The sequence below is a fragment of the Nostoc sp. genome, assembly GCF_036917135.1.
In the GTDB taxonomy this organism is placed as follows: domain Bacteria; phylum Cyanobacteriota; class Cyanobacteriia; order Cyanobacteriales; family Nostocaceae; genus Nostoc.
This window is the reverse complement of the sequence record NZ_JBALEA010000023.1, coordinates 104,121-125,019: the sequence shown is the minus strand read 5'-3', so window position 1 is coordinate 125,019 and position 20,899 is coordinate 104,121. Positions and strand designations below refer to the sequence as shown.

Below are 20,899 nucleotides of genomic sequence, written 5' to 3'. Positions count from 1 at the left end.
TTTCAAGGTGGGTAAAACTTGGGACATAATTTATGGAAACCCTGCTAAACAACCGCTATCGAGTAATTCGGACTTTGGGTAGTGGCGGATTTGGTGAAACTTTCTTGGCAGAAGATACCCAAATGCCGTCTAATCGCTGTTGTGTAATTAAACAGCTTAGACCAATTCAAAATAATCTTCAGATTTACCAGTTAGTGCAAGAGAGGTTCAAGCGGGAAGCGGCAATTTTAGAAGACTTGGGCGGCGCAACTAAACAGATACCCGCCTTGTATGCTTACTTCCAGCTAGATGGTCAATTCTACTTGGTTCAAGAGTGGATTGAAGGTGATACGTTAACTCAAAAAGTTTACCAGCAAGGAGCATTCAGTGAAAGTGCGGTCAGAGAAATATTAATAAGTTTATTACCAGTAACGGAATACGTACACAGTCAAGGGATAATCCATCGAGATATCAAGCCAGATAACATTATTTTGCGTCATCGCGATCGCCAGCCAGTGCTGATTGATTTTGGTGCGATCCGCGAAACGATGGGAACAGTGGTGAATTCTCAAGGAAATCCTACGAGTTCAATTGTGATTGGTACGCCTGGATATATGCCCAGTGAACAAGCCGCAGGTAGACCACTTTTTTCTAGTGATTTATATAGTTTAGGAGTCACAGCAATTTATCTGCTCACTCTTAAACAGCCACAAGAATTAGAAACAGATCCACGTACCGGGGAAATTGTCTGGCACAAACACGCTGTGAATGTGAGCCAGACAATGATGCAGGTGATAGATAGAGCGATCGCTTATCATCCACGTGATCGCTTTTCCACTGCCAAAGAAATGCTAGAAGCCTTGCAAGTTGGTGCAGTCAACTTCCCGCCGACGGTACCTTATATGCAACCACCAGTCGGAACTGCACCTGCAACACTTCAAAATACAGTTGCTCTCAGTCCAGGGGCTTCATCTCAACCTGCCCCTCAAAATAGTCGGCACAGAGAAGTATTTCTGCCTAGTCTGATTGTAGGTGCTTTGATTGGTGGTTCTATAATCATTGGTTTTGCCCTGAGTAGATCGCCCCAACCACTGGAACAGTCGAGGGTTTCACCTGAATCTTCCCCAACCCCCGATCAGGTGCAAAATCCGCCGACACCTGCACAATCCCCAGTTTCCATCGCTCCAGAACCTACCACAGTTCAGGAACCACAGGAGCAAAAAGTGTCACCTGTACCACAATTTCCCACCCAATCTGCTGAATTGCCTTCTTCAACACAGTCTCAAATCGATAGGCCAACACCAGAACAAGCTGTACAAAATTATTTTGAGACTATTAATAAACGTGATTTTCAAACTGGATGGAATCAACTATCTCCTAACTATCAAAATAATAAATCCCTGCATCCAGATGGCTATCTTTCATACATTGACTGGTGGGGAGGAAAGGTTCAAAGTGTAAATGTTGAACAAGTTAGTTTGGTAGAAACAACTGCACAAACAGCTACAGTAAACGCTAATATCAGATACTTTATGAAAACGGGAAAGGTAGTTCCTGCTTCTGTAAGCTTTTTCCTTTTATGGGATGCCCAAAATAGCAGATGGGTTGTTAGTGACACCAAATAGTTCCATTAGCATCATCCTTGTAAACTTCTTTAAACGTAAAATCATCCCGTGTGGGCAACCCGCCGCAAACTGGATATTATTCCGATGATTAGCGTAAAGAACATTTACAACAGATAAAGCTATTTCCAGATTTAAGTAAGTCGGTGCTAATATGTGCAGCTATGTTAAGAAATTTTAATGTAGGGTGTGTTGTCGCAGAGCGCAACGCACCGTCAACAATCCCAGGTGCGTTAGCCTACGGCATAACACACCCTACAGCTAATTTATATTTCTTCATATACATGGAATTTTTCTCACCGACTTACTTATTGTAGAGTAAGCAATGCCTATCCAATCCTGTTAATTGCTAAGTCTATAAGTAAATTTTCTGTCTAAAACTTATATCCAAATATTCTGAGATAAATACGATGAAAACCAATTTACCTCTGAAATTGTTACACTTACCCAACAGTCTACCGTTAGATGGTGCTGTCCGCATTGAGTTAGTAGAAGGAGTGCCGATATTTCGCGCTTCGAGTTTAGTACAGGGGCAAATTGAAGCTTTATTAATTAAACAAAAAGAATCTGCCCTGACTTTTGAAGAAGAAACAGAATTAGATGAATATAAAGAATTAGACGATTATCTGAGTTTGGTAAATCGGATGATCCGAAATACATCGCTTACTCAAAACCTCAGCGAACACTTTATTTGGTCAACAGATAGTATCCGCTCAATAAATCGGGGCGAACTACCAGATAAGTAACGATTTTACGCCATTTGAGGCTTGTCACTGAGCGATTTACCCCGGATTATTGAGCGGTTACGAAAAATTCAGCTTTTTACTCCCCTCTCCGCGTCGGAGAGGGGCTGGGGGAGAGGTCAAATAAGACTTGTCGAACTCACGATTAGTTATTATTTTCTGGCTTGTTCGCAGCTTCAACTTTTGCTTCCACCTTCACCGTCTTCACACCTTTAACTTCTTTAGCTAAGGTTTGAGCTTTCTTGAGTTCTTCTTTAGAAGCGGCTGTGCCTTTGAGGATAATTTCACCCTCTTTGTTTTCAACTTGTAACTTATTGCCTGGTAAGCCTTTGTTCAACTTTTCGCTAACTTCGGTTTTTAAGTCGCTCTTAGCTTTTGTTGGAGCCGTTTTTTCAGAATCAATTTTAACTTTAGTACCTGTATTAGCTACTGAAGGAGTCGTTTCTGTTGCTGGAATTTTGGCAATAGTTTTATTCGTAGTTTGACTTGTCTGAGAAGCTGGTTTTGCTGGTACTTGAGCGGCTTCGCTAGTAGTGCTAGGAGTTTCCGAACCAGTTTTAGGAGCGTCTTGGCAGCCAAAAGCACCAATTACCAAAACGCCAGTAACTAATAATGTAATTAGATTTTTCATTATCTATCTCCTAATTGAGTACTTGAAGCGATTAATTGAGGTGTGTGTCATGGTGAGGAGCAGATGTTAAAAAACCATTAAATGTGATGCAGTAAAACTACCCAAACAATCACTCAGGTTACTGAAAATTGAAACTTAGACGATTTCTTGAAGCTAAGATTTTGCGCCTTGTTTTGAGAAATGCCAATTCAATTTTCCTGACGGTTGCTAACCACGATGGTTCCGCACACAGTCTAAGCTCTCGATGAATTTAACGTAGATGCACAGTAGCTCTTTCAATGGTAGACTATGCGATCGCAACAGTGGTGACTCGATGTTATCAGATTTGATTCCCTTTGGCGATATCTACGATGAATTGAAAACTTCAGCGTTTTTGCAATCCTATGCCAGCAAAATTACCAACAAAATGTTACTTTATAAAACTATGGCTTACTTACAATTCCCTAAATATCAGGAAATATTAGCCAATGCCCTACCTTACTTCCGCCAGTCAAATTAGTGCCATTGTCGCTGAATATACCAATGCCAAAACTCTGTGGATAGATACAGAAGTGGCTGACTATAAAAGTCGTAATCCCCGATTGTCGCTGATTCAGGTATTGGATAATCCCCAAGATATGAGTGGCGATCGCGTCTATCTTTTAGATGTCTTAGATCAGCCTCACATTATAGCTGAATTTATTGAAAAAGTTATGATAAATTCTACAATTGAAAAAGTTTTTCATAATGCCAGCTATGATCTAAAGCTTCTCGGTAACAAGAAAGCTAAAAATATTACTTGCACTTTGGAAATGGCAAAAAAAATTCCCTACTATCTTTTACCATTACCCAATTATCAACTCAAGACCATAGCGACAAAACTTTGTAGCTTTAACAATATCGACAAACAAGAGCAAACAAGCGATTGGGCAAAACGCCCCCTAACTGAAGAGCAGATAGAGTATGCTTACTTAGATTGTATTTATCTGGCTCAAATCCACTTAAATTTGTTAGGATTACAAGCCCAAGCCAGCCCCGAACCAGCAACGGAAGACTTAATATCACTAAGTACCAGATACTCGCAACTTGAGCAGCAATGGAAGTTGTTGAATTCCGAATTTGAGCATTTACAAGAACGCATGAAAAAAGCCATGCAGGTTCAAAATATATCGGAAACTTCTGATTATAAGCTAACTAGTTATGAGCGGACTACAGTCAAAGCTACTTTTGCAGAATTGGCAAGACTAGCACAAAGCGAAGGTATTAATTTAGATTTTGCCATTACACTAACTCAGAAACTTCAAAAAGATTTAGGGCAAAATCTCGAACAGCTTTCTGTAGATATTGACAAAACCACCTCTTGGCGGCTAACTTCTAAAACTCAAGGGAGTGAAACCGAGGATGAGTAAATTGTTCATTAGGCTACAAATTGCAGGAATTATAGAGTTATTGTGAAGAATAAATATTGATACTTTATAAGTATTTCCTCTTGGATTCTCAGAGAGATTTATAAAATATTAGGGAAATTTGTAAATTAAATTTAAAAGTCTATTAAAAGTTAGAATGATGATTGAGTTAAATAATTAATATCTAGGTTTTAGTCCTAATTTTGCTCAGGTGTTATGGCAGTTTATATTAACTTATGAGACGGCGTTTATTTAGGCAAAAGCGAACAAGGGTAAATCAGGTATTTACCATAGCTATTTTTACTACATTGACCGCAATTAGCAGTGTTTCTTGTAGTAAGAATGACAATGTGTTGGTAACAGAAATCGGAGTCAACCCACCTAGCCGTCGTTCAGCTACAACATCCATTGGCGGGCAATTCTATCTTCAGGGAAAGAATCAGCATTTAAACGGCGACTTGCAAGCTGCGATCGCATCATATAGTAAGGCAATTGCTCAAAATTCTCGCTATGGCGCTGCTTACAATGGCCGGGGACTAGCTTATTTTGATTTGGGAGACAAGGAAAAAGCGATCGCAGATTACAATCAAGCCCTTCGGATCAATCCTAACGACGCTGAAGCCTACAATAACCGAGGAAATGCCCGCGCCTCAGTCGGAGGTAACAGAGAAGCAGTTAAAGATTACAGTGAAGCGATTCGCCTAAATCCCAACTATGCCGAAGCCTACAATAACCGAGGGAACGCCCGCGCCACCAATGGAGACAAAAAAGGGGCAATAGAGGATCTTGACCAAGCGATTCTCCTCAACCACAAATATGCGATCGCTTATAATAATCGAGGCAATGCCCGTGCTGCCAATAGAGATCCACAGGGTGCGATCGAAGATTACAATCAAGCCATTCGCCTCAATCCTAACTTTGCCCCTGCCTACAATAACCGAGGAAACGCCCGCGCCACCAATGGAGACAAGCCGGGGGCACTCAAGGATTTACAACAAGCAGCAAGCATTTTTCAAAGTCAGGGTAACAATGACTTATACCAACAAGTGATGAATAACATCAAAGAACTTGGACAGTAGTCAAAAGTCAAGTCAATTTCAATACTGCTCGGTTAAGATTTGATCCCCCCTAACCCCCCTTAAAAAGGGGGGAACCGGAATCAAAGTCCCCCTTTTTAAGGGGAGCCACTGCGGTCTTGGGGTCTCCCCAAGTAGAGCAAGTGGCGTGGATTTAGGGGGATCTCCAATGACTATGCAGCAAAACCTACGCAGTATTGAAGTCAATTTAACATTAAAAGGGCGGTTATAAACCGCGTCTACACAGGCAAAACCCACGCAGGTGGGTTAAAAACCTGAATTTTCTCTTAGTCCGCGTAGGCGGACGAGAGTTTGTGTAGCCGCGTTCGCCCTACAGCCCTTTGGGCATCCTACGGCAGGCGTGCCGGAGGCATCATTCTATTCGCCTTCTTTGTCCGTTAACAAAATCACATCCCAGAACCAATGTGAATGCGATCCTCAACTTCCGCAAATTTTTCCTGCGCTTGCTGTTCAGTACTCAATAGTGAAACGACAATCGCCACAATAAACGCCAATGGGATACTAATTAATCCAGGATTTTTCAGTGGAAAGGGTGCAGAAGCGTGCTTGAGAATCGTTACCTGAATTGTCGGTGACAAATAAATCAGCACCAATGAGGAGACAGTACCCACTAACATACTCGCAACTGCACCGTTGGTAGTGAAGCGTCGCCAAAGCATTGATAACAGCAACGCTGGGAAGTTTGCACTAGCAGCGATCGCAAATGCTAAACCTACCATATAAGCTACGTTTTGTCCTTTAAACAAAATACCTAAGAATATCGCCACTAATCCCAAAATCATTGTTGCACCGCGAGCCACCTTTAGCTGTTCTGACTCGTCAGCATGACCAGAACGTACCACGTTCACCCACAAATCATGAGACAATGCAGCCGCACCTGAGAGTGTCAACCCAGCCACAACTGCCAAAATAGTTGCAAAGGAAACAGCAGAAATAAAGCCTAAGAAAGCATCACCACCGAGAAATTCTGCCAACATCGGCGCAGCCATGTTACCACCACTACCAATTTTTTTGATGGCATCTTGTCCTACCAGCACCATCGCGCCAAAGCCTAGAATGAAGGTTAGGAGATAAAAAACGCCAATAATAGCTGTAGCATAAGTAACAGATATCCGCGCTGCTTTGGCATCCGGTACTGTATAGAAACGCATCAGGATGTGGGGTAGTCCAGCAGTGCCGAACATCAAAGACATCCCCAAAGAGATCGCATCAAAGGGATCAGAAACCTGTTTGCCTGGAGCTAATACACCTGTATACTTTTCAGATGCGGCAGCGAAAAGAGCGAGTGGGTTAAAGCCAAATCGTGATAGTACTAAAATAGCTAGTAAAATTGTTCCACCAAGCAGCAGAACAGCTTTGATAATTTGCACCCAAGTGGTAGCAATCATCCCGCCAAAAATCACATAAGCCATCATCACACAACCGACGATGACCACAGCTAATTCATAATCAAAGCCAAATAATAGTTTGATTAGCTCACCAGCCCCTACCATCTGGGCAATTAAGTAAAAGCTAATTACTACCAGCGTTCCAATGGCGGATGCGATACGTACAGGTTTTTGCTGCAAGCGATAAGCCACTACATCGGCAAAAGTATATTTACCTAAGTTGCGTAGTGGTTCGGCAATTAGGAACATGACAATCGGCCAGCCCACCAGGAAGCCGATAGAATAAATTAAGCCGTCAAAGCCATTAAGTGCCACCAGCCCAGTGATACCTAAAAAGCTAGCCGCACTCATGAAGTCTCCTGCTAAGGCCAGCCCATTTTGGAAACCGCTAATATTACCGCCAGCAGTGTAGAAGTGGGCGGTATTTTTGGTGAGCTTTGCCGCCCAATAGGTAATGCCTAAAGAACTGACAACAAACAGAAAAAAGAAAGCGATCGCTAACGGGTTAAACTTACCAAGACTGGTAATATCCGCCGCCAGTGGCAGATTGAACCACACATTATTCATGCTTTTTTGGTTTAGTATTTTGGATTTTTGACTAGAAGTTGCTAATAGCTAGCTATTGGGCATTGGGCATTGGGCACTTGTACTGCCCTTCTCTACGAGACGCTACGCGTAGCTTGCTTCCACGAAGTGGTACGACTACGCTCAGGAACCGCGACTTGCGCCGAGCCTGTCCTGAGCGTAGCCGAAGGGCGAAGCCGAGGTAAGCCGAAGTATTGGGCATTGGTAAATAAATCAATGTTCTTTTTCCCCTACTCCTCATCTCCATTCCCCATTCCCAATTTTCACTTGCGTGTCAGCTTGGCGATTTGATCGTCGTAACTGCTATTTGCCCAACGCACGTAGATAAAAATTAATACCCATGCTGAGACAATTACCAACGCCCCTAGTAAAATTCCGAGACTGAGACCAGGAACTACTAATGACCCCAAGAGGGGCTTATTGAACGCGATTAAGAGGATAAAGCCAAAGTAAATAAATATCATGGCTCCAGTGAGAATCAGGGATACCCGCCAACGTTCAGCCGCGAGAGCCTGAAGAGCCTTTGTGCGATCGTTCATGTCTTCCTTATGAGTTGAAGAAGATTAGGTCAGATTGTCTCATTGAAGTTGATTTCTGCATAATTTTCTTAAAGATTATTAGTAAATCTATTGTTATGTCAGGTAATAAAATTAACTTTGCAAAGTCATCAGCTAAAACACATCTAACTTGCAGATTCAAATTTCCTCAATATCTTCTGGGGTAGGCAACATGAGCGCCCTGATTATGCAACTTGAATGCTAATTAACTTATACCAAAATTACAAGATAATACTCCCTCTTTCTTAAACCTCAGAAACAAGAAACACACGAATAAAGCTCAAGGGCAGTATTCCTCCCGCCCTCAACAATAACTACTTTTTTTTTTAAATATCTATTTTTATACAAAAAATAAAAAGAATTGCGTAGTATTTACCAGGACTAAAACACCTTTGTATGCCAACTAATTATGGTTTTTAGGCAATTAAAGTTGATCGATTAAATCAATTTAATTTAAAAATATACCAAAATTCACCGAGCTATATACGTAGATTAAACGCTATTATTTGTATCAATAAGCTCGCGATTTAGATGATTTTCTCATTTACCGATATTTTTTGATGCTAGTGCTGCTTAAATAGATTTTCCTCTGCATTCCAGTAGAGAGCATCTCAATTTTGCAAAAATATTTCTGAAAGAATCCGAAAATCAACAAACTAATTTTGTAGATAAATCTATACCTCCAAAATTCAAATACACTTTTTCACTTAGTTCTCAGAAAGCGCGAATTTCAGCTTCTACCATACCACGAACCAGAATATATGTTTATCCAAACACTCATCACAGAGCCGATTCATTTTTTTAGAATTATTGTAATTGTCATATTTTCCATCACTATACATGAACTTGCCCACGGCTGGGCTGCAATGAGTCAGGGAGACAACACTCCACAACAAACTGGTCATCTGACGCTTAATCCTGTAGTTCACATGGGCAAAGAATCGCTGATCTTTCTGTGTCTCATGGGTATAGCTTGGGGACAAATGCCCGTCAACCCATCTAAGTTTCGCTCTGGGAAGCTAGGCAATATTTTGGTATCAGCAGCAGGGCCATTATCCAATCTGGCTTTAGGCATTCTATTTATTGTGCTGCTCAAACTTTTCTTTAATCCTAGTCTTTCAGGAGTCTTTAGTGTTGAATTTCTTTACCTAGCGGCTCGGATTAATTTGACGTTGTTTCTGTTTAATCTATTGCCAATTCCGCCACTTGATGGCTTTCATGTTTTCAGTGAGATTTTTCCTCAGCTAAAGCCACTGCAATATACCCAATTCGGACTCTTTGCCATGATGCTTCTATTTATAATTCCCGGTTTTGGGATAGGACTAGCTAGCATTGCTGATTTGTTTATCCGGTCAGGATTGGGGATGTAAACAGAAAATTTTTAGGCAAAGAAAAATTTGAATGAAAATCAAGCAAAAATTTTTGGTTGCTGCTACTAGTATTGCCTTGAGTTCTGCTGCTGTGCTTTTACCATCTGGAGAGTAATGGCGAGTATATTTGTAGATAAATATAGTAATAAATGGCATTCTGCCAATAACTATTTAGTGAAATCCCCCCACGAAATAAGTCAACAATTAATAGTCGTGCAACCAGTGCTATAGCGGTTCCCATTCAGATGCAGTACAAGGTTACACCACGAGGTGTAGGGGCACGGCAATGCCGTGCCCCTACGGGTGTACCTCACGTAAATGATAACTGCTATATTTAACTCTGTATTAGGGAATTTGGAAATTGAAAAAGGTAATTTTATATCCTGTTTGAATCAAGAGCGATCGCCCTTTACTTCTTCCATTGAATTATTGATGAGATTATTGATTATTGGAAGCTTTGGTTCTGTGGGAATTGCTGGCTATTCTTCCTTTATAGAGCGTTATTTTCAAATCATTAATAAATATTTAAAAATAATTTACTACAGTATTTTCTTGTTAGTGTCTTTAGAAATTATCTGTAGTGTTATTGTTTTAATATCTTCACCCACAAGTTCAATTTCCTCTACAATTCATCCAAATAGCTGTATTTTAGGCAACCCATAATCCATTAATCGTAGGGGGCATTATGCGATTAACGCACCCTACGAAACTATCGGCGGCAAAAGCAAAGCGTTTAATTCACAATCTACTTTTCCATAGTAACAGCCACTTTTTTGCTGTAATATTCTGTCTGGGGATACACACTAATAATGCTGTCACCCACTACAAAAAACTTACCTTCTTGCTCACATTTAGAAAACTGTAAGTTTGGATATTGAGTAGCAAGTTCTTCAGCCGTAATAGAATTAACCGCCATTTCATTCGGTAACAGACTAGTAACACCAACATAAAAAACCAAAGGAGAAATTTTATCTCGGTAAATTTTGTCTGTATATGCCTCTAATTTTGTTTTTGCTGCTGTCAAAGCTGTAACCATTTCCTCCTTGGTGACAGTACCTTTATCCTGCAAAATCTGCGCTAAAGTATCAGCACCAACTTTTGATAGAATAGCTGTCACTATTCCGTTATCCTCAAGTCCTAAAAAATCATCAAAAATTGGTTTCATCAACTCATCAACTTTTGTAATATTGGTACGTGATGACAGTAGTTTGTGTCTAAAAGCGAGATTTTCCTGGAATGCCATTTCAAAAGTAGGCTTCTTGATAACTTCCCTAGTCTCTTTGTCATAAAGACGATACATTCTACCAAGAAATCTGTTAGCAGAATACAAGTTACCGAGATTGAGAATATCTTTACTACCGATATCAACTTTATAGCTAACTCTTGATTCCAGAGTACCATTAATCAGAGCTTCATTGATATCGCTATATTCGTTGGTTGTGGGGAAGTTAATGTAAATGTTCTTAGACAGATAATGGTTTTTCAATTCATCTACCTGTGCTGCTACAAACCTATCTGACTCCTGTTTTAAGTGAGCAGAAATAATACTAGAAAGCACTTTAATTTCTGCTAGTTGAGAAAATAAGCCATCAATACTGCTGTAGTGTCCATCAGAAGGTACAAGCCCTAAGTTATCTAACTCAATGGTATGTTCAGCATGGAAGTCAAATTCTTCTGCATCTAGTATGCCTTTTTCTTTGAGCAAGTCAAAGGCTTTTTTACTGCTAATTTTGACTTGTAAGGACTTGACGTTGATTTTGCCGTCACTGACAATCGTGTAATTATTAAAAGTATTGAGGTCATTTACTAGCAACCCTGCTACTTCAAGAGTGGGAGTTTTGTCTTCAATTTTGGCAAGTTTCGCTTTACGTTTGACAAGCATATTGATAGTAGCAGTATTGCGGTTGAAGTGAAACTCACCCATACCAACATACTCAGCATTATCCATGTATTCTGTTCTCAACCAAGGTTGGAGCAGTTCTCCATTTTCGCCTCTGACACCTTTAACGCGCTTGATAGCTGTTCTTTGGTAATGTTCTTGCAGATGCTTGATGTTGACAATAATATTGTTGCGATATTGTGCAAAAATTTGGAGCAATTCTACCAGAGAAATTTGATTATTTGTCATATTGCTACCTTTCGTATAAAGGTCAAGAATCTTTTAAAGCCACAGTTACTGAGGTTTATTACTCTCACAAAATAAGCTGCTACAACCGTGCAAAATTGAAGGGCAAACACACAATAATTTGATTACGAAACTCAAAGTTTCGTAAATTCGTGGAGAATTGAGGGTTTGAGTTTAAACGCACAGGGACGCAGAGTTTGTTTTAGTTCATCATCCGCTACGAACTTAGGCAAAGCTGTACTTCGCGTTGCATACTTACCGGATATTCAGGCGTTTATAGTACAATTGTATCATAAAAATGCCAAGTTGTGTAGGCGTCAGATCGTCCTAGACATCGCCCTGCAAAGCAATTCGGTTAAAATCATTCCGAATTTTTTCAGTCCCCATTTTAAGCTCCAGGTTTGAAATAATCGAAGAGGCGATCGCCTGAATCTGCGCGAATCAATGCTACAACTACATCTGGTAAGGTAGCTAAACTGGGGTAAACCAAATAACGTGGTTCCCAACGGGGGCGGAACTTCTCTCTATAGGCGTGCAGTCCCTTGAAGTTGTAGAAGCGATTCAAATGCCCGTAAAGATAGTGCAATACTTTCTCTAAGCGGCGCGATTCTGGGTTATCTCCAACTCCCGCAAGGGCAGAAAGACCGAAATTAAAGCTGTCGTAGCCACCCTCTTTAAAATGTTGAAGCAGGGAAATAAATAGAAAGTCCATTGTGCCATTTTCTAGGGACGCGCGATGTCGCATCATGTCAATAGTGGCTTCGTTGAGTTGGTACTCCCGGAGAATGTTGGCAAAGGCGCTGATATTACCTTCAGGATTATGCACCACAGCAATCTCGCACTCTCCCAGGTAAGCTTCGTCAAACCAACCCAAAGAAAAGTGTTTTTCTGAACCTTGTACCATCTTCAGCCATTCATCACTTACAGATTTGAGTTGGTGCAATAAATCATTGGATATGGGTGGTTGGTAAAAGTCGATTTGGTATCCTAGCTTAGTTAAACGACTGATTGATGGTCTAAAGTTTTTACCCGCTTTACCTTGTAACGTAAAACTTTTCAAGTCAACGATCGCTTCTTCTCCAATCTTGAGTACCTTAAACCCCAATGACTTGTAAAGCTCAACATCATCGGGCATAGTTTGGTAAAACCCAGGATACCAGTCATTGCGCTGGCAAAACTGCCAGAAAGCAACAATTGTCTCTTTGCGGTCTTCAATGGGTCCGATGGGATCTCCTAAGGCGATCGCACCCCGTCCTTTGGGAACATAAGCAATTACACTATTACCCGAAGGACTGAAATAATAACTTTTATCATTTAAAAGTGTGAACGCTGCTAAAGAAGAACATCCATATTGCTCAACAATTTCTTTAGCCTTTTGCCGCTCATTTGATGTTGCTAGATTCCGCCAAAACACAGGTTGCAACAGCATTACCATTGCATAAGTAATAGTACCTGCTGCAATAATATAGATAGAATTAGCAAAAAAGTCTCCAAATCGGCTCTTTGGTTGCAGTCCCCAATTATCCGCAGTGAAAAACATCGCTAAAGTCTGAAGGACAGCATCACGCCAGTTAAAGTTTTCAGAAAATTTGCCGTCTAACAAGTAAAATCCAATAGTTCCGTATGCCAGAGTAAATAATAAAGCGCCGATCAGCGCTCGAACTCCACGTGCAATGGAAGGACGGTCTGATTGCGCTGTGAAAAAATGGCGCATCAAGATTAATTGCACCAGCAAAACTCCAGAGAGTAGACTTTCTTCATAGTCCAGTCCCTTTAGCAAGTGGCTGAAAATGGAAATTACTAGTAAACCAATGGTCAGTAACCAGGCTATTCTTTTTCGCCGTAATAAATTAGTAGCAAGTGTGAGTAAAACAAACCCAGTTAGTGCTGCAAATACATGACCACTGGCACGAGTTTCAAATGGTAGAAATTCCTTCAACCAGTGATTTCGTCCATACAGGTTAGGTGTCACTGCTGACACCAAATTTACTACTCCGACTAAAGCTGTAAGAGAAGCTGCACTCCAAAGTGCAATCTGATTTTTTAAATTATTGGTCATTAATCTAGAAGTATTAATTAGGAGTTAGGAGTTTTCGCTTGACGACTCTTTTTAGGGACTAAAATAATAAACAGACCAGTTTTATCGACTTTGTTAATTATACAGATTTTTAATGTTTTGAATTTTCTCCATAACACCTTAATTTTAATGCCATACCACAATGGGAGCAATATAACCTAAATTTTCAAATTTTAACTCCTAACTCTTAGCTTTTTTAAACTGTTCACCTACATAAGAGAGTGAATCTTTAAGATGCTTGTGGAAGTAGTTCCAGCCTACGTCTGCACCAGATAAACCATGACCTCCAGGAAATGCATAAAATACGTGAGCAATGTCTAACTTATTTAAAGTTTCGTTAAAAGCTTTGGTAGAAGCCAGCAGGTCAGCATCGTTCAGACCCGCATCCAGGTAAACACGCAATTGCTTCCTGTCTTGAAGTGGTAGCTGTTGCACAATTTGTTGGGGACTATTTTGTAAACTGCTGTTATCGGTAAAGTAACCGCTATGGCTAAACAAAATATGGAAGTTGTTTAGATAGCGTAACCCGATATTAAAAGCCCCCCATCCCCCAGAAGACAGACCTCCCAGCGCCCAAAACTGGGGTTGATCTAAAGTGCGGTAGCGGGACTTGACAACTTGCACTAATTCTGAGCCAATCAAAGTCCCGATTTTGCCGTTGGGACCATCATAATAATCAGGATCATACAAAGGACTGGAACCGCGATTATCATTACCATCAGGTGTAATCACAATCGATGGCGGTAATTTTCCACTTTTATAAAGTTCATGGAGTATGTCTAAGAGTGCATATTTATCAGCGTAAGCACGAGCATCATCATGACCTCCGTGTAGTAAGAAGATCACAGGGTAGCGCTTTTGCAGATTTTTGTTATAACCAGGGGGCAAAATCACACCGTAGTTACGCACTGCACCCATTGCTTGGGAATTGAAGGTTGCTAATTGAAACTTTAGCCCAGTATTTGCCTCTTCTTGGGGTGGGTCTAGTTGTGGCGCACCTAAGATGAATACATAATAATAACCGACGCTGGTGAGGAGTGCGATCGCTCCTACCAAGCTAATTAAAAATTTAGAAATCTTCATATTCTTTTAACATTTCCCAAAACACCTCCATGAAAACAGAGGATGAGTCCCTAGTAGACGGTTGATTTGCTCATTACATATACCTGCGACTATGCCACAATGGTCAATATCTTGTATCTTAATATCTAATTATGAAGTTGTCATGCTTCCAAAATACAATATGACATGACGCGATCGCACCCGCAAATTTTGGGATACAACATAGCTTATATCTACCTCCAAGAAAAAACTTAAACACATTAGAGAAGCGTCTATTAGACCGGAAATTAGGAGTTTTACAACCAAATTATTGGTAAAAAGTGCGTCAACGCATCCAGCAAATATGGTTTTCTCTTAAAGAGTAAAAGATATGACTTCCTTTTCTCAGTATATCCCTCAATCTGATCCGCCTCTTCCTCCTTGGGAAACTCTACCAACGATGTATGATTTACCAAGTTATAACCCAGAGGAACCAGGTTTGCCAGACGATTTTCACTTTTTACAACCCTTACTTTTATACTTAACTTTTCAGCCCATTAACTGGAATCCAGAACTAGTTTACAGTGCTGCTGACCTCAATCTCTACTATGATCTCCAGCATCCTTTGTGGTACAAGCGCCCAGATTGGTTTGGTGTAGTAGGCGTAGGAAAATTATACAAAGGGCAGGACTTACGGTTAAGTTATGTAAATTGGCAAGAGCCAGCAAATCCCTTCGTGGTTGTTGAGTTATTATCTCCAGGTACAGAAGAAGAAGATTTAGGCACAAAAAGAGAAAATGCAGCAAATAAACCTCCTAGCAAATGGGAAGTTTATGAACGAATTTTGCGGATTCCCTACTATGTTGTTTTTAGTCGCTACACCAATGAAATTCGGGCTTTTCAGTTAGTAGGCGGCCATTATGAACCGATGAATTTGACTGATGGATGCCTACTAATGCCAGAGATAGATTTAAGGTTAGGCTTATGGCAAGGTTCATTTCGAGATATTGAAAGGTTGTGGTTAAGGTGGTTCACTTTAGCAGGAGAATTAATTCCCGCACCCACAGAGGAAGCCACTGCTGCAACTCAACGAGCTGTTATTGCTGAACAAGAAACTGCTCAAGCTAAACAAGAAACTGCTCAAGCCAAACGAAAAGCCGAAAAATTAGCAGAACGTTTGCGTCAGTTAGGCGTTAATCCTGATGAACTAGATGAATTCTTGTAGCTTTAAAAGTCTTATTTTATACCCGACATAATTTTCTGCTTTTGATAGTCGATGGCAAAGTAGCTATCAAATAACAGCGTCATATCTCATAAAGATTAATTTTTGAGAGCGATGTCTACGACGAGCTGCGCTAACGCATATTCAGCACTTGAAATATATATAATGTTTCCTTGAGGAAATCTATAGCAACTTCAGTTGTTTTGAAAAACCATGATGTCACGCTATATCCTACTGTTACTAAATTCAGTGTCAATTGGGTTACTAAGGATAAGATAAGGTTCAGCAGCAAATCCAAAAGGCAATATTCGCAGATATTACCGCAGACACTGGTTATGTTGCGGCTGCTAGAATACGTAAGTATGAGTGGTATGATCAAATCTACCCAAGTAAAAATTGTCTATTTGGTCACACAAGACCATCAAAAGATTGTAGAAAAGTGTATTTCCTGGTCTTGACAGTGGTGCTAACCTCAATTTAAAGGATGTTATCAGCCTTTATCTGCTAGAGTTCTGACTTTCAGCAAACTAGATAATTTATCACCAAGAAAATCGCTAGGAGTGCGATGATGATGTCACAGTCACATATCACAAGGCCAGAAATAACTGCTGGAACTCTAATCGACAACCGCTATATTATTCAAAAACTTCTAGGACAGGGAGGATTGGGACGAACTTACTTGGCCTTTGACACTCGTCGGTTTAATGAAGCTTGTGTTCTCAAAGAATTTGCACCCATTGGCACAGGAGAGAGTGGACTAGAACAATATCGTAACTTATTTAAAAGAGAAGCAAAAATTCTTCATCAATTGCAACATCCTCAAATTCCCAAATTTTTGGCTTGCTTTGAAGGAGATGGTCGGTTATTTCTAGTACAAGAGTATGTTGACGGTAAAACATATTCGAGACTGCTAGGAGAACTTCAACGTCAAGGAAGAAATTTCTCTGAAGACGAAGTTATACAGTGGCTAAAGAATCTTTTACCTGTTTTAGAATATGTCCACCAACACAACATTATCCATCGAGATATTTCCCCTGATAACATCATGTTACCCGATGGCAACGATCTGCCAGTGCTGATTGATTTTGGTGTCGGTAAGCAAGTTGCGGACATGAACGAGGGGAGAAGTTCTAACCACCAAGTAACGTTTGTTGGCAAAATGTCCCTTGTCGGTAAAGTGGGATATGCTCCCCGCGAACAGATTAGCTTGGGTTTATGTTCGCCCTGTAGTGACCTTTATGCTTTGGGAGTAACAGCTATTGTACTACTCACCGGCAGAGATCCATCTTTATTAATGGATCAGTACTCACTAGAATGGAATTGGCGTGATTATACATATATTACTGATAGACTCGCTCAAGTCCTTGATTGTATGTTGGCAGATAGACCTAACAAGCGATACCAAACAGCTAGGGAAGTTATCACAGATTTAGAGCGTATTGGAGAACCAGAAGCGGTAATGTCTCCTGCAATCATACTTGATGATTTGCCTTTGACGGTATTTAAACCGGAATTTCAGGCGATGCCGCCAATATCCGAATCATACAACCAACCGGAAGAAACTATTTTTAGTTCACCGACTAGTCCACAAACTGGGCGAATGGAACAACAACCTTCACTGCAATCGGCATTTATCAAGCGTTGTCAGCAAGAGTTAGCCTACCACATCGGTCCAATGGCAAATCTGATTATAGAAGAAATATTGGCTCAAAATTCTTATATTTCACCCGACCAATTTATTGAACTCATAGCTAGGGAAATTCCTAACTTTCAAGCAGCTTTTGAATTCAAAAAAAGCTTATTCTCATAGATATTTTAGACACCACGAATTTAGGCGCAGACAATTGTTAATTTTTAATCCCCTGTACCTCCCTGAGTGCGTTTGATTCTTTTCATTGCCATTTCTAAACTTAATTGCATCCGTCTAAAGGCTTTAGCTAAGTTACCAATTTCATCATTAGACATCTGCTCAAATTCAACTTCCATGTGTCCCGTACTAACTTCTTCAGCTATGCGAGTCATACGTTTGAGAGGTATAACAACTTGTCGATTCAAGAACAAGTTAACTAACAGAATAGTCGCTATAAATATAGTTGATACAATTAGGATAATTAGTAAGGAAGACTGATTGGCTTTGCTGATGACATCATTGGCCGGTACTGATATAATCTGAGCGCCAACAATATCATTCAGCTTCCACCCAAATCCATTAGCTGCACCATAAAGAGTAATCATAGTTTGAGGCGCAGCTTCAGGTGTGCTATGACACTTCAGGCAGCTTTCTTCCGAAACTACTAAAGGACGAGCAATATAAAAGATATCCCCACCAGGAATCGAGCGAAATCCACTCACTTCTTTAAGGTCTGATTTATTTTTGAACCTTTCGACAATTTCTGTTTCAAAACCGTCAGCTTTATCCCGAAGATTTGTGGGATTGAGAGTTGCTTCTTTATAGAAGAAATCACGGTAGTCTGTTGTTTTCCGTAAAATCTCAAATACTTCCCGTGCTGAGTATCCAGGTACCGTTTGCGGCAAAAATTCAGTAGCCAATTTATCAGCTAGCTCTGGATTCACCTGAGTACTGGTGTATTTACGAACAGAACTCATTGTTTGGATCAGCATAAGGCCAGTTGAGCTAATATCTTGTTTAGCATTCTCTCTGAGCAGAGAAGAAAGAGCAAATCCAGTCAAGCTCAAACCGAATGTCAGAATTACCAGCAGCAGAATTGTAAATTTTTGTTTCAGATTCAGATTTTTTAGCATAATTTTAGATGATCTACAAGTCAAATTATTATGAACAAATATGGCTAAAGTCATCGTTTACTCTAACATGAGCAATCAAAGGATCATATTTTGGTGAAAAGGCATACTTTAAATATTAGGGTATATCCAACTTTATACTATTAGTAATTATTGAGGTTAATGGAAATCTTCTCTAAGTAACTAAGTTCTAAAAAGCTACAACAACAATTCAAATGGAATTCCCAAAAATTCCTGTGGGCTGAACTGAATAGCGTGCCAAAATAAATACCAGCAATTGTCAGATATTACTAATGGTGTGGAATGCAGGAAAGTCTTTATTCGGCGAACGCTACATTATCGAAAGACAACTAGGTGAAGGCGGAATTGGCATTACTTATCTTGCCAGAAATCAACGGAATCAACAGCGAGTGATTAAAACCCTCAAAGAAGAAATCCTGAATCACCCCGCCTGGATACTCCACCGAAACAAGTTAAGGCAAGACTTTCGTGATGAAGCAGTTCGACTGGCTGTGTGCCACCATCCTCATATAGTACAGATAGAAACCATCTTTGATGAGGGAAATTTGCCCTGCATGGTGATGGATTATATCGAAGGGGAAGACTTAGGACAGCGCTTGAGGCGAATAGGGGTGCTATCAGAAGCAGAAGCGCTACTGTACATCCGGCAAATTGGCGACGCTTTGACCTTAATCCATTCTAAAGGACTGCTGCATCGGGATCTCAAACCACGCAACATCATGATCCGCATTGATAAATCAGAAGCAGTGCTGATAGACTTTGGCATCGCTAGAGAATTTATTCCTAACATGATTCAAAGGCATACTGTGTATCGCACTCCTGGTTTTGCCCCACCTGAGCAGTATGAATCAGAAGCGCCACGAGGAGAATACATTGATATCTACGCCTTAGCCGCTACCTTATATAATTTACTTACCGCAGTTATACCTACGAATGCAGATGATAGACGTCACAATATTAATTTAGAACCACCACAATATTTTAATCCTAACATCAGCAATAGGGTGAATCAGGCTATTATGTGCGGCATGGATTTGGAGTCAACTTATCGTCCTCAGTCTGTGCAGGAGTGGTTGGATTTATTGGGTTCTGATACTGGGGAAGATGTAACAGAAATCTTATCTACCTTAGTGATAACGCCTAGAGTGAACCTGACTCCACCTGTTGTATTAGATCAGCAGAACTGGCAGTGTGTACAGACCCTCAAAGGTCATTCTAGTATGGTTCATGCGATCGCCATTAGTCCAGACGGGCAATTTATTGCTAGTGGCAGTAATGACAGGACTATCAGACTTTGGCAAGTCGGTACTGGCAAGCTAGTACGTCAACTGGGTCGTTGGTCTTCTAGTCATTCTAGTATGGTTCATTCCGTCGCCTTTAGCCCAATCTCTCCAAACCTTTCTTATCAAGGGGAGTCTGGTAAATCTGGGGGAGTTACAGACCTGAACCGGGGAATCTTAGCTAGCGGTAGTTGGGATAACACCATCAAATTGTGGGATGTCAACACAGGCAAAGAAATTCGTACTCTCATTGGTCATACTAATTGGGTGAATTCCGTTGCCTTTAGTCCAGATGGCAAGTTTCTGGCTAGTGGCAGTGCTGACTGCACAATCAAACTGTGGCAGGTACACACAGGCTTAGAAATCCAAACTCTCACAGGTCATTCCGACCCAGTTTCGTCAGTGGCCTACTCTCCGAAAACCCCTGCAACCAATAGCCAGGATAGGCAGATGCTGGCTAGTGGGAGTAATGATTACACTATCAAACTGTGGCAATTATACACAGGTAGAAACATTTGCACACTTACAGGTCATTCCTTCTTCGTCAACTGTATCGCCTTCAGCAATGATGGGGAAATTCTCGCCAGTGGCAGTGGTGACAACATAATTAAACTATGGCACGTAAATACAGGCAGAGAAATTGGTACTCTCATTGGTCATTCTGATTCAGTTTCGTCAGTCGCCTTTAGCCAGGATGGACAATTTCTCGCTAGTGGTAGTTGGGACAACACTATCAAACTGTGGCAAGTACACAGTGGCAGAGAAATCAGCACACTTGTAGGGCATTCCAACTATGTTAGATGTGTCGCCTTCAGTCCCGATGGCCAAATCTTAGTTAGCGGTGGTGATGACGACACTATCAAGATTTGGCGAAGGGAGTAATTCGTAAAACTTCCATTCTTAGGTTGTGGTGGGTCATACAAATTAAGAAGTTGTTTGAAAAGTGGCTGGCTGTATCTTCGCACTTTTAGATCCCCCTAAATCCCCCTTAAAAAGGGGGACTTTGAATCTGGTTC

The 20,899-nt window shown here is 40.7% G+C and carries 18 protein-coding genes; 10 read left to right on the top strand and 8 right to left on the bottom strand.

Features of this window, described 5'->3' with window-relative positions; translation table 11 throughout:
- The first annotated feature begins 32 nt into the window (after positions 1 to 32).
- A complete protein-coding gene (locus V7K50_RS05245; protein WP_334957923.1) occupies positions 33 to 1,604 on the top strand; it encodes a protein kinase domain-containing protein in 1,572 nt (523 codons plus the stop codon).
- A gap of 407 nt (positions 1,605 to 2,011) precedes the next feature.
- A complete protein-coding gene (locus V7K50_RS05240; RefSeq protein ID WP_334957921.1) occupies positions 2,012 to 2,347 on the top strand; it encodes a hypothetical protein in 336 nt (111 codons plus the stop codon).
- A 142-nt stretch (positions 2,348 to 2,489) separates the two neighbouring features.
- Here the strand turns inward: V7K50_RS05240 and V7K50_RS05235 are convergent, their stop codons facing one another.
- A complete protein-coding gene (locus tag V7K50_RS05235) occupies positions 2,490 to 2,975 on the bottom strand; it encodes a BON domain-containing protein (RefSeq protein WP_334957919.1) in 486 nt (161 codons plus the stop codon).
- Positions 2,976 to 3,234: 259 nt separating this feature from the next.
- On the opposite strand from V7K50_RS05235, the gene V7K50_RS05230 reads away from it, so the two are divergent.
- From V7K50_RS05230 to V7K50_RS05220, 3 genes are all read left to right on the top strand, one after another.
- On the top strand, positions 3,235 to 3,474 hold the full coding sequence (locus tag V7K50_RS05230) for a hypothetical protein (RefSeq protein ID WP_334957917.1): 240 nt from the start codon (positions 3,235 to 3,237) through the stop codon (positions 3,472 to 3,474).
- A complete protein-coding gene (locus V7K50_RS05225) occupies positions 3,443 to 4,363 on the top strand; it encodes a ribonuclease D (RefSeq protein WP_334957916.1) in 921 nt (306 codons plus the stop codon). Before V7K50_RS05230 ends, V7K50_RS05225 begins: the two co-directional genes overlap by 32 nt.
- Positions 4,364 to 4,596: 233 nt before the next feature.
- Positions 4,597 to 5,439, top strand: coding sequence for a tetratricopeptide repeat protein (locus V7K50_RS05220; RefSeq protein WP_334957914.1), 843 nt, complete (start codon positions 4,597 to 4,599; stop codon positions 5,437 to 5,439).
- A 404-nt stretch (positions 5,440 to 5,843) separates the two neighbouring features.
- Here V7K50_RS05220 and V7K50_RS05215 read toward each other — a convergent pair whose 3' ends face one another.
- From V7K50_RS05215 to V7K50_RS05205, 3 genes are all read right to left on the bottom strand, one after another.
- Positions 5,844 to 7,412 (bottom strand): sodium:solute symporter family transporter, encoded by a 1,569-nt coding sequence (locus V7K50_RS05215; protein WP_334957912.1) that lies wholly within the window; start codon positions 7,410 to 7,412, stop codon positions 5,844 to 5,846.
- Between the two features lie 52 nt (positions 7,413 to 7,464).
- Positions 7,465 to 7,632: a hypothetical protein gene (locus V7K50_RS05210; protein WP_334957910.1), complete on the bottom strand. Its 168-nt coding sequence runs from the start codon at positions 7,630 to 7,632 to the stop codon at positions 7,465 to 7,467.
- A gap of 61 nt (positions 7,633 to 7,693) precedes the next feature.
- Positions 7,694 to 7,969 carry a DUF485 domain-containing protein gene (locus V7K50_RS05205; protein WP_334957908.1) on the bottom strand — a complete coding sequence of 92 codons (276 nt, stop codon included), beginning with the start codon at positions 7,967 to 7,969 and terminating at the stop codon, positions 7,694 to 7,696.
- A gap of 779 nt (positions 7,970 to 8,748) precedes the next feature.
- Between V7K50_RS05205 and V7K50_RS05200 the strand changes: the two genes are divergently transcribed.
- Together V7K50_RS05200 and V7K50_RS05195 are read left to right on the top strand one after the other, a co-directional pair.
- Positions 8,749 to 9,357 carry a site-2 protease family protein gene (locus V7K50_RS05200; protein ID WP_334957906.1) on the top strand — a complete coding sequence of 203 codons (609 nt, stop codon included), beginning with the start codon at positions 8,749 to 8,751 and terminating at the stop codon, positions 9,355 to 9,357.
- Between the two features lie 318 nt (positions 9,358 to 9,675).
- Positions 9,676 to 10,020 (top strand): hypothetical protein, encoded by a 345-nt coding sequence (locus tag V7K50_RS05195; protein ID WP_334957904.1) that lies wholly within the window; start codon positions 9,676 to 9,678, stop codon positions 10,018 to 10,020.
- Positions 10,021 to 10,102: 82 nt separating this feature from the next.
- On the opposite strand, the gene V7K50_RS05190 is transcribed toward V7K50_RS05195, so the two are convergent.
- The 3 genes from V7K50_RS05190 to V7K50_RS05180 form a co-directional block, all read right to left on the bottom strand.
- The gene (locus V7K50_RS05190) at positions 10,103 to 11,485 is read right to left on the bottom strand and encodes a hypothetical protein (RefSeq protein WP_334957902.1); all 1,383 of its coding nucleotides are present in this window, start codon (positions 11,483 to 11,485) and stop codon (positions 10,103 to 10,105) included.
- Between the two features lie 385 nt (positions 11,486 to 11,870).
- The gene (locus V7K50_RS05185) at positions 11,871 to 13,541 is read right to left on the bottom strand and encodes a phosphatidylglycerol lysyltransferase domain-containing protein (protein WP_334957900.1); all 1,671 of its coding nucleotides are present in this window, start codon (positions 13,539 to 13,541) and stop codon (positions 11,871 to 11,873) included.
- Positions 13,542 to 13,739: 198 nt separating this feature from the next.
- Positions 13,740 to 14,642 (bottom strand): alpha/beta hydrolase, encoded by a 903-nt coding sequence (locus tag V7K50_RS05180; protein WP_334957898.1) that lies wholly within the window; start codon positions 14,640 to 14,642, stop codon positions 13,740 to 13,742.
- A 349-nt stretch (positions 14,643 to 14,991) separates the two neighbouring features.
- On the opposite strand from V7K50_RS05180, the gene V7K50_RS05175 reads away from it, so the two are divergent.
- Together V7K50_RS05175 and V7K50_RS05170 are read left to right on the top strand one after the other, a co-directional pair.
- On the top strand, positions 14,992 to 15,825 hold the full coding sequence (locus V7K50_RS05175; protein ID WP_334957896.1) for a Uma2 family endonuclease: 834 nt from the start codon (positions 14,992 to 14,994) through the stop codon (positions 15,823 to 15,825).
- A gap of 568 nt (positions 15,826 to 16,393) precedes the next feature.
- Entirely contained in the window at positions 16,394 to 17,632 is a 1,239-nt protein-coding gene (locus V7K50_RS05170; protein WP_334958369.1) for a serine/threonine-protein kinase, read from the top strand.
- Between the two features lie 44 nt (positions 17,633 to 17,676).
- Here V7K50_RS05170 and V7K50_RS05165 read toward each other — a convergent pair whose 3' ends face one another.
- Positions 17,677 to 18,585 carry a c-type heme family protein gene (locus tag V7K50_RS05165; RefSeq protein ID WP_334957894.1) on the bottom strand — a complete coding sequence of 303 codons (909 nt, stop codon included), beginning with the start codon at positions 18,583 to 18,585 and terminating at the stop codon, positions 17,677 to 17,679.
- 290 nt (positions 18,586 to 18,875) lie between these two features.
- Here V7K50_RS05165 and V7K50_RS05160 point away from each other — a divergent pair, with 290 nt between their 5' ends.
- Positions 18,876 to 20,765, top strand: a complete 1,890-nt coding sequence (locus V7K50_RS05160; RefSeq protein ID WP_334957892.1) for a serine/threonine-protein kinase — start codon at positions 18,876 to 18,878, stop codon at positions 20,763 to 20,765.
- Positions 20,766 to 20,899 lie beyond the last annotated feature (134 nt).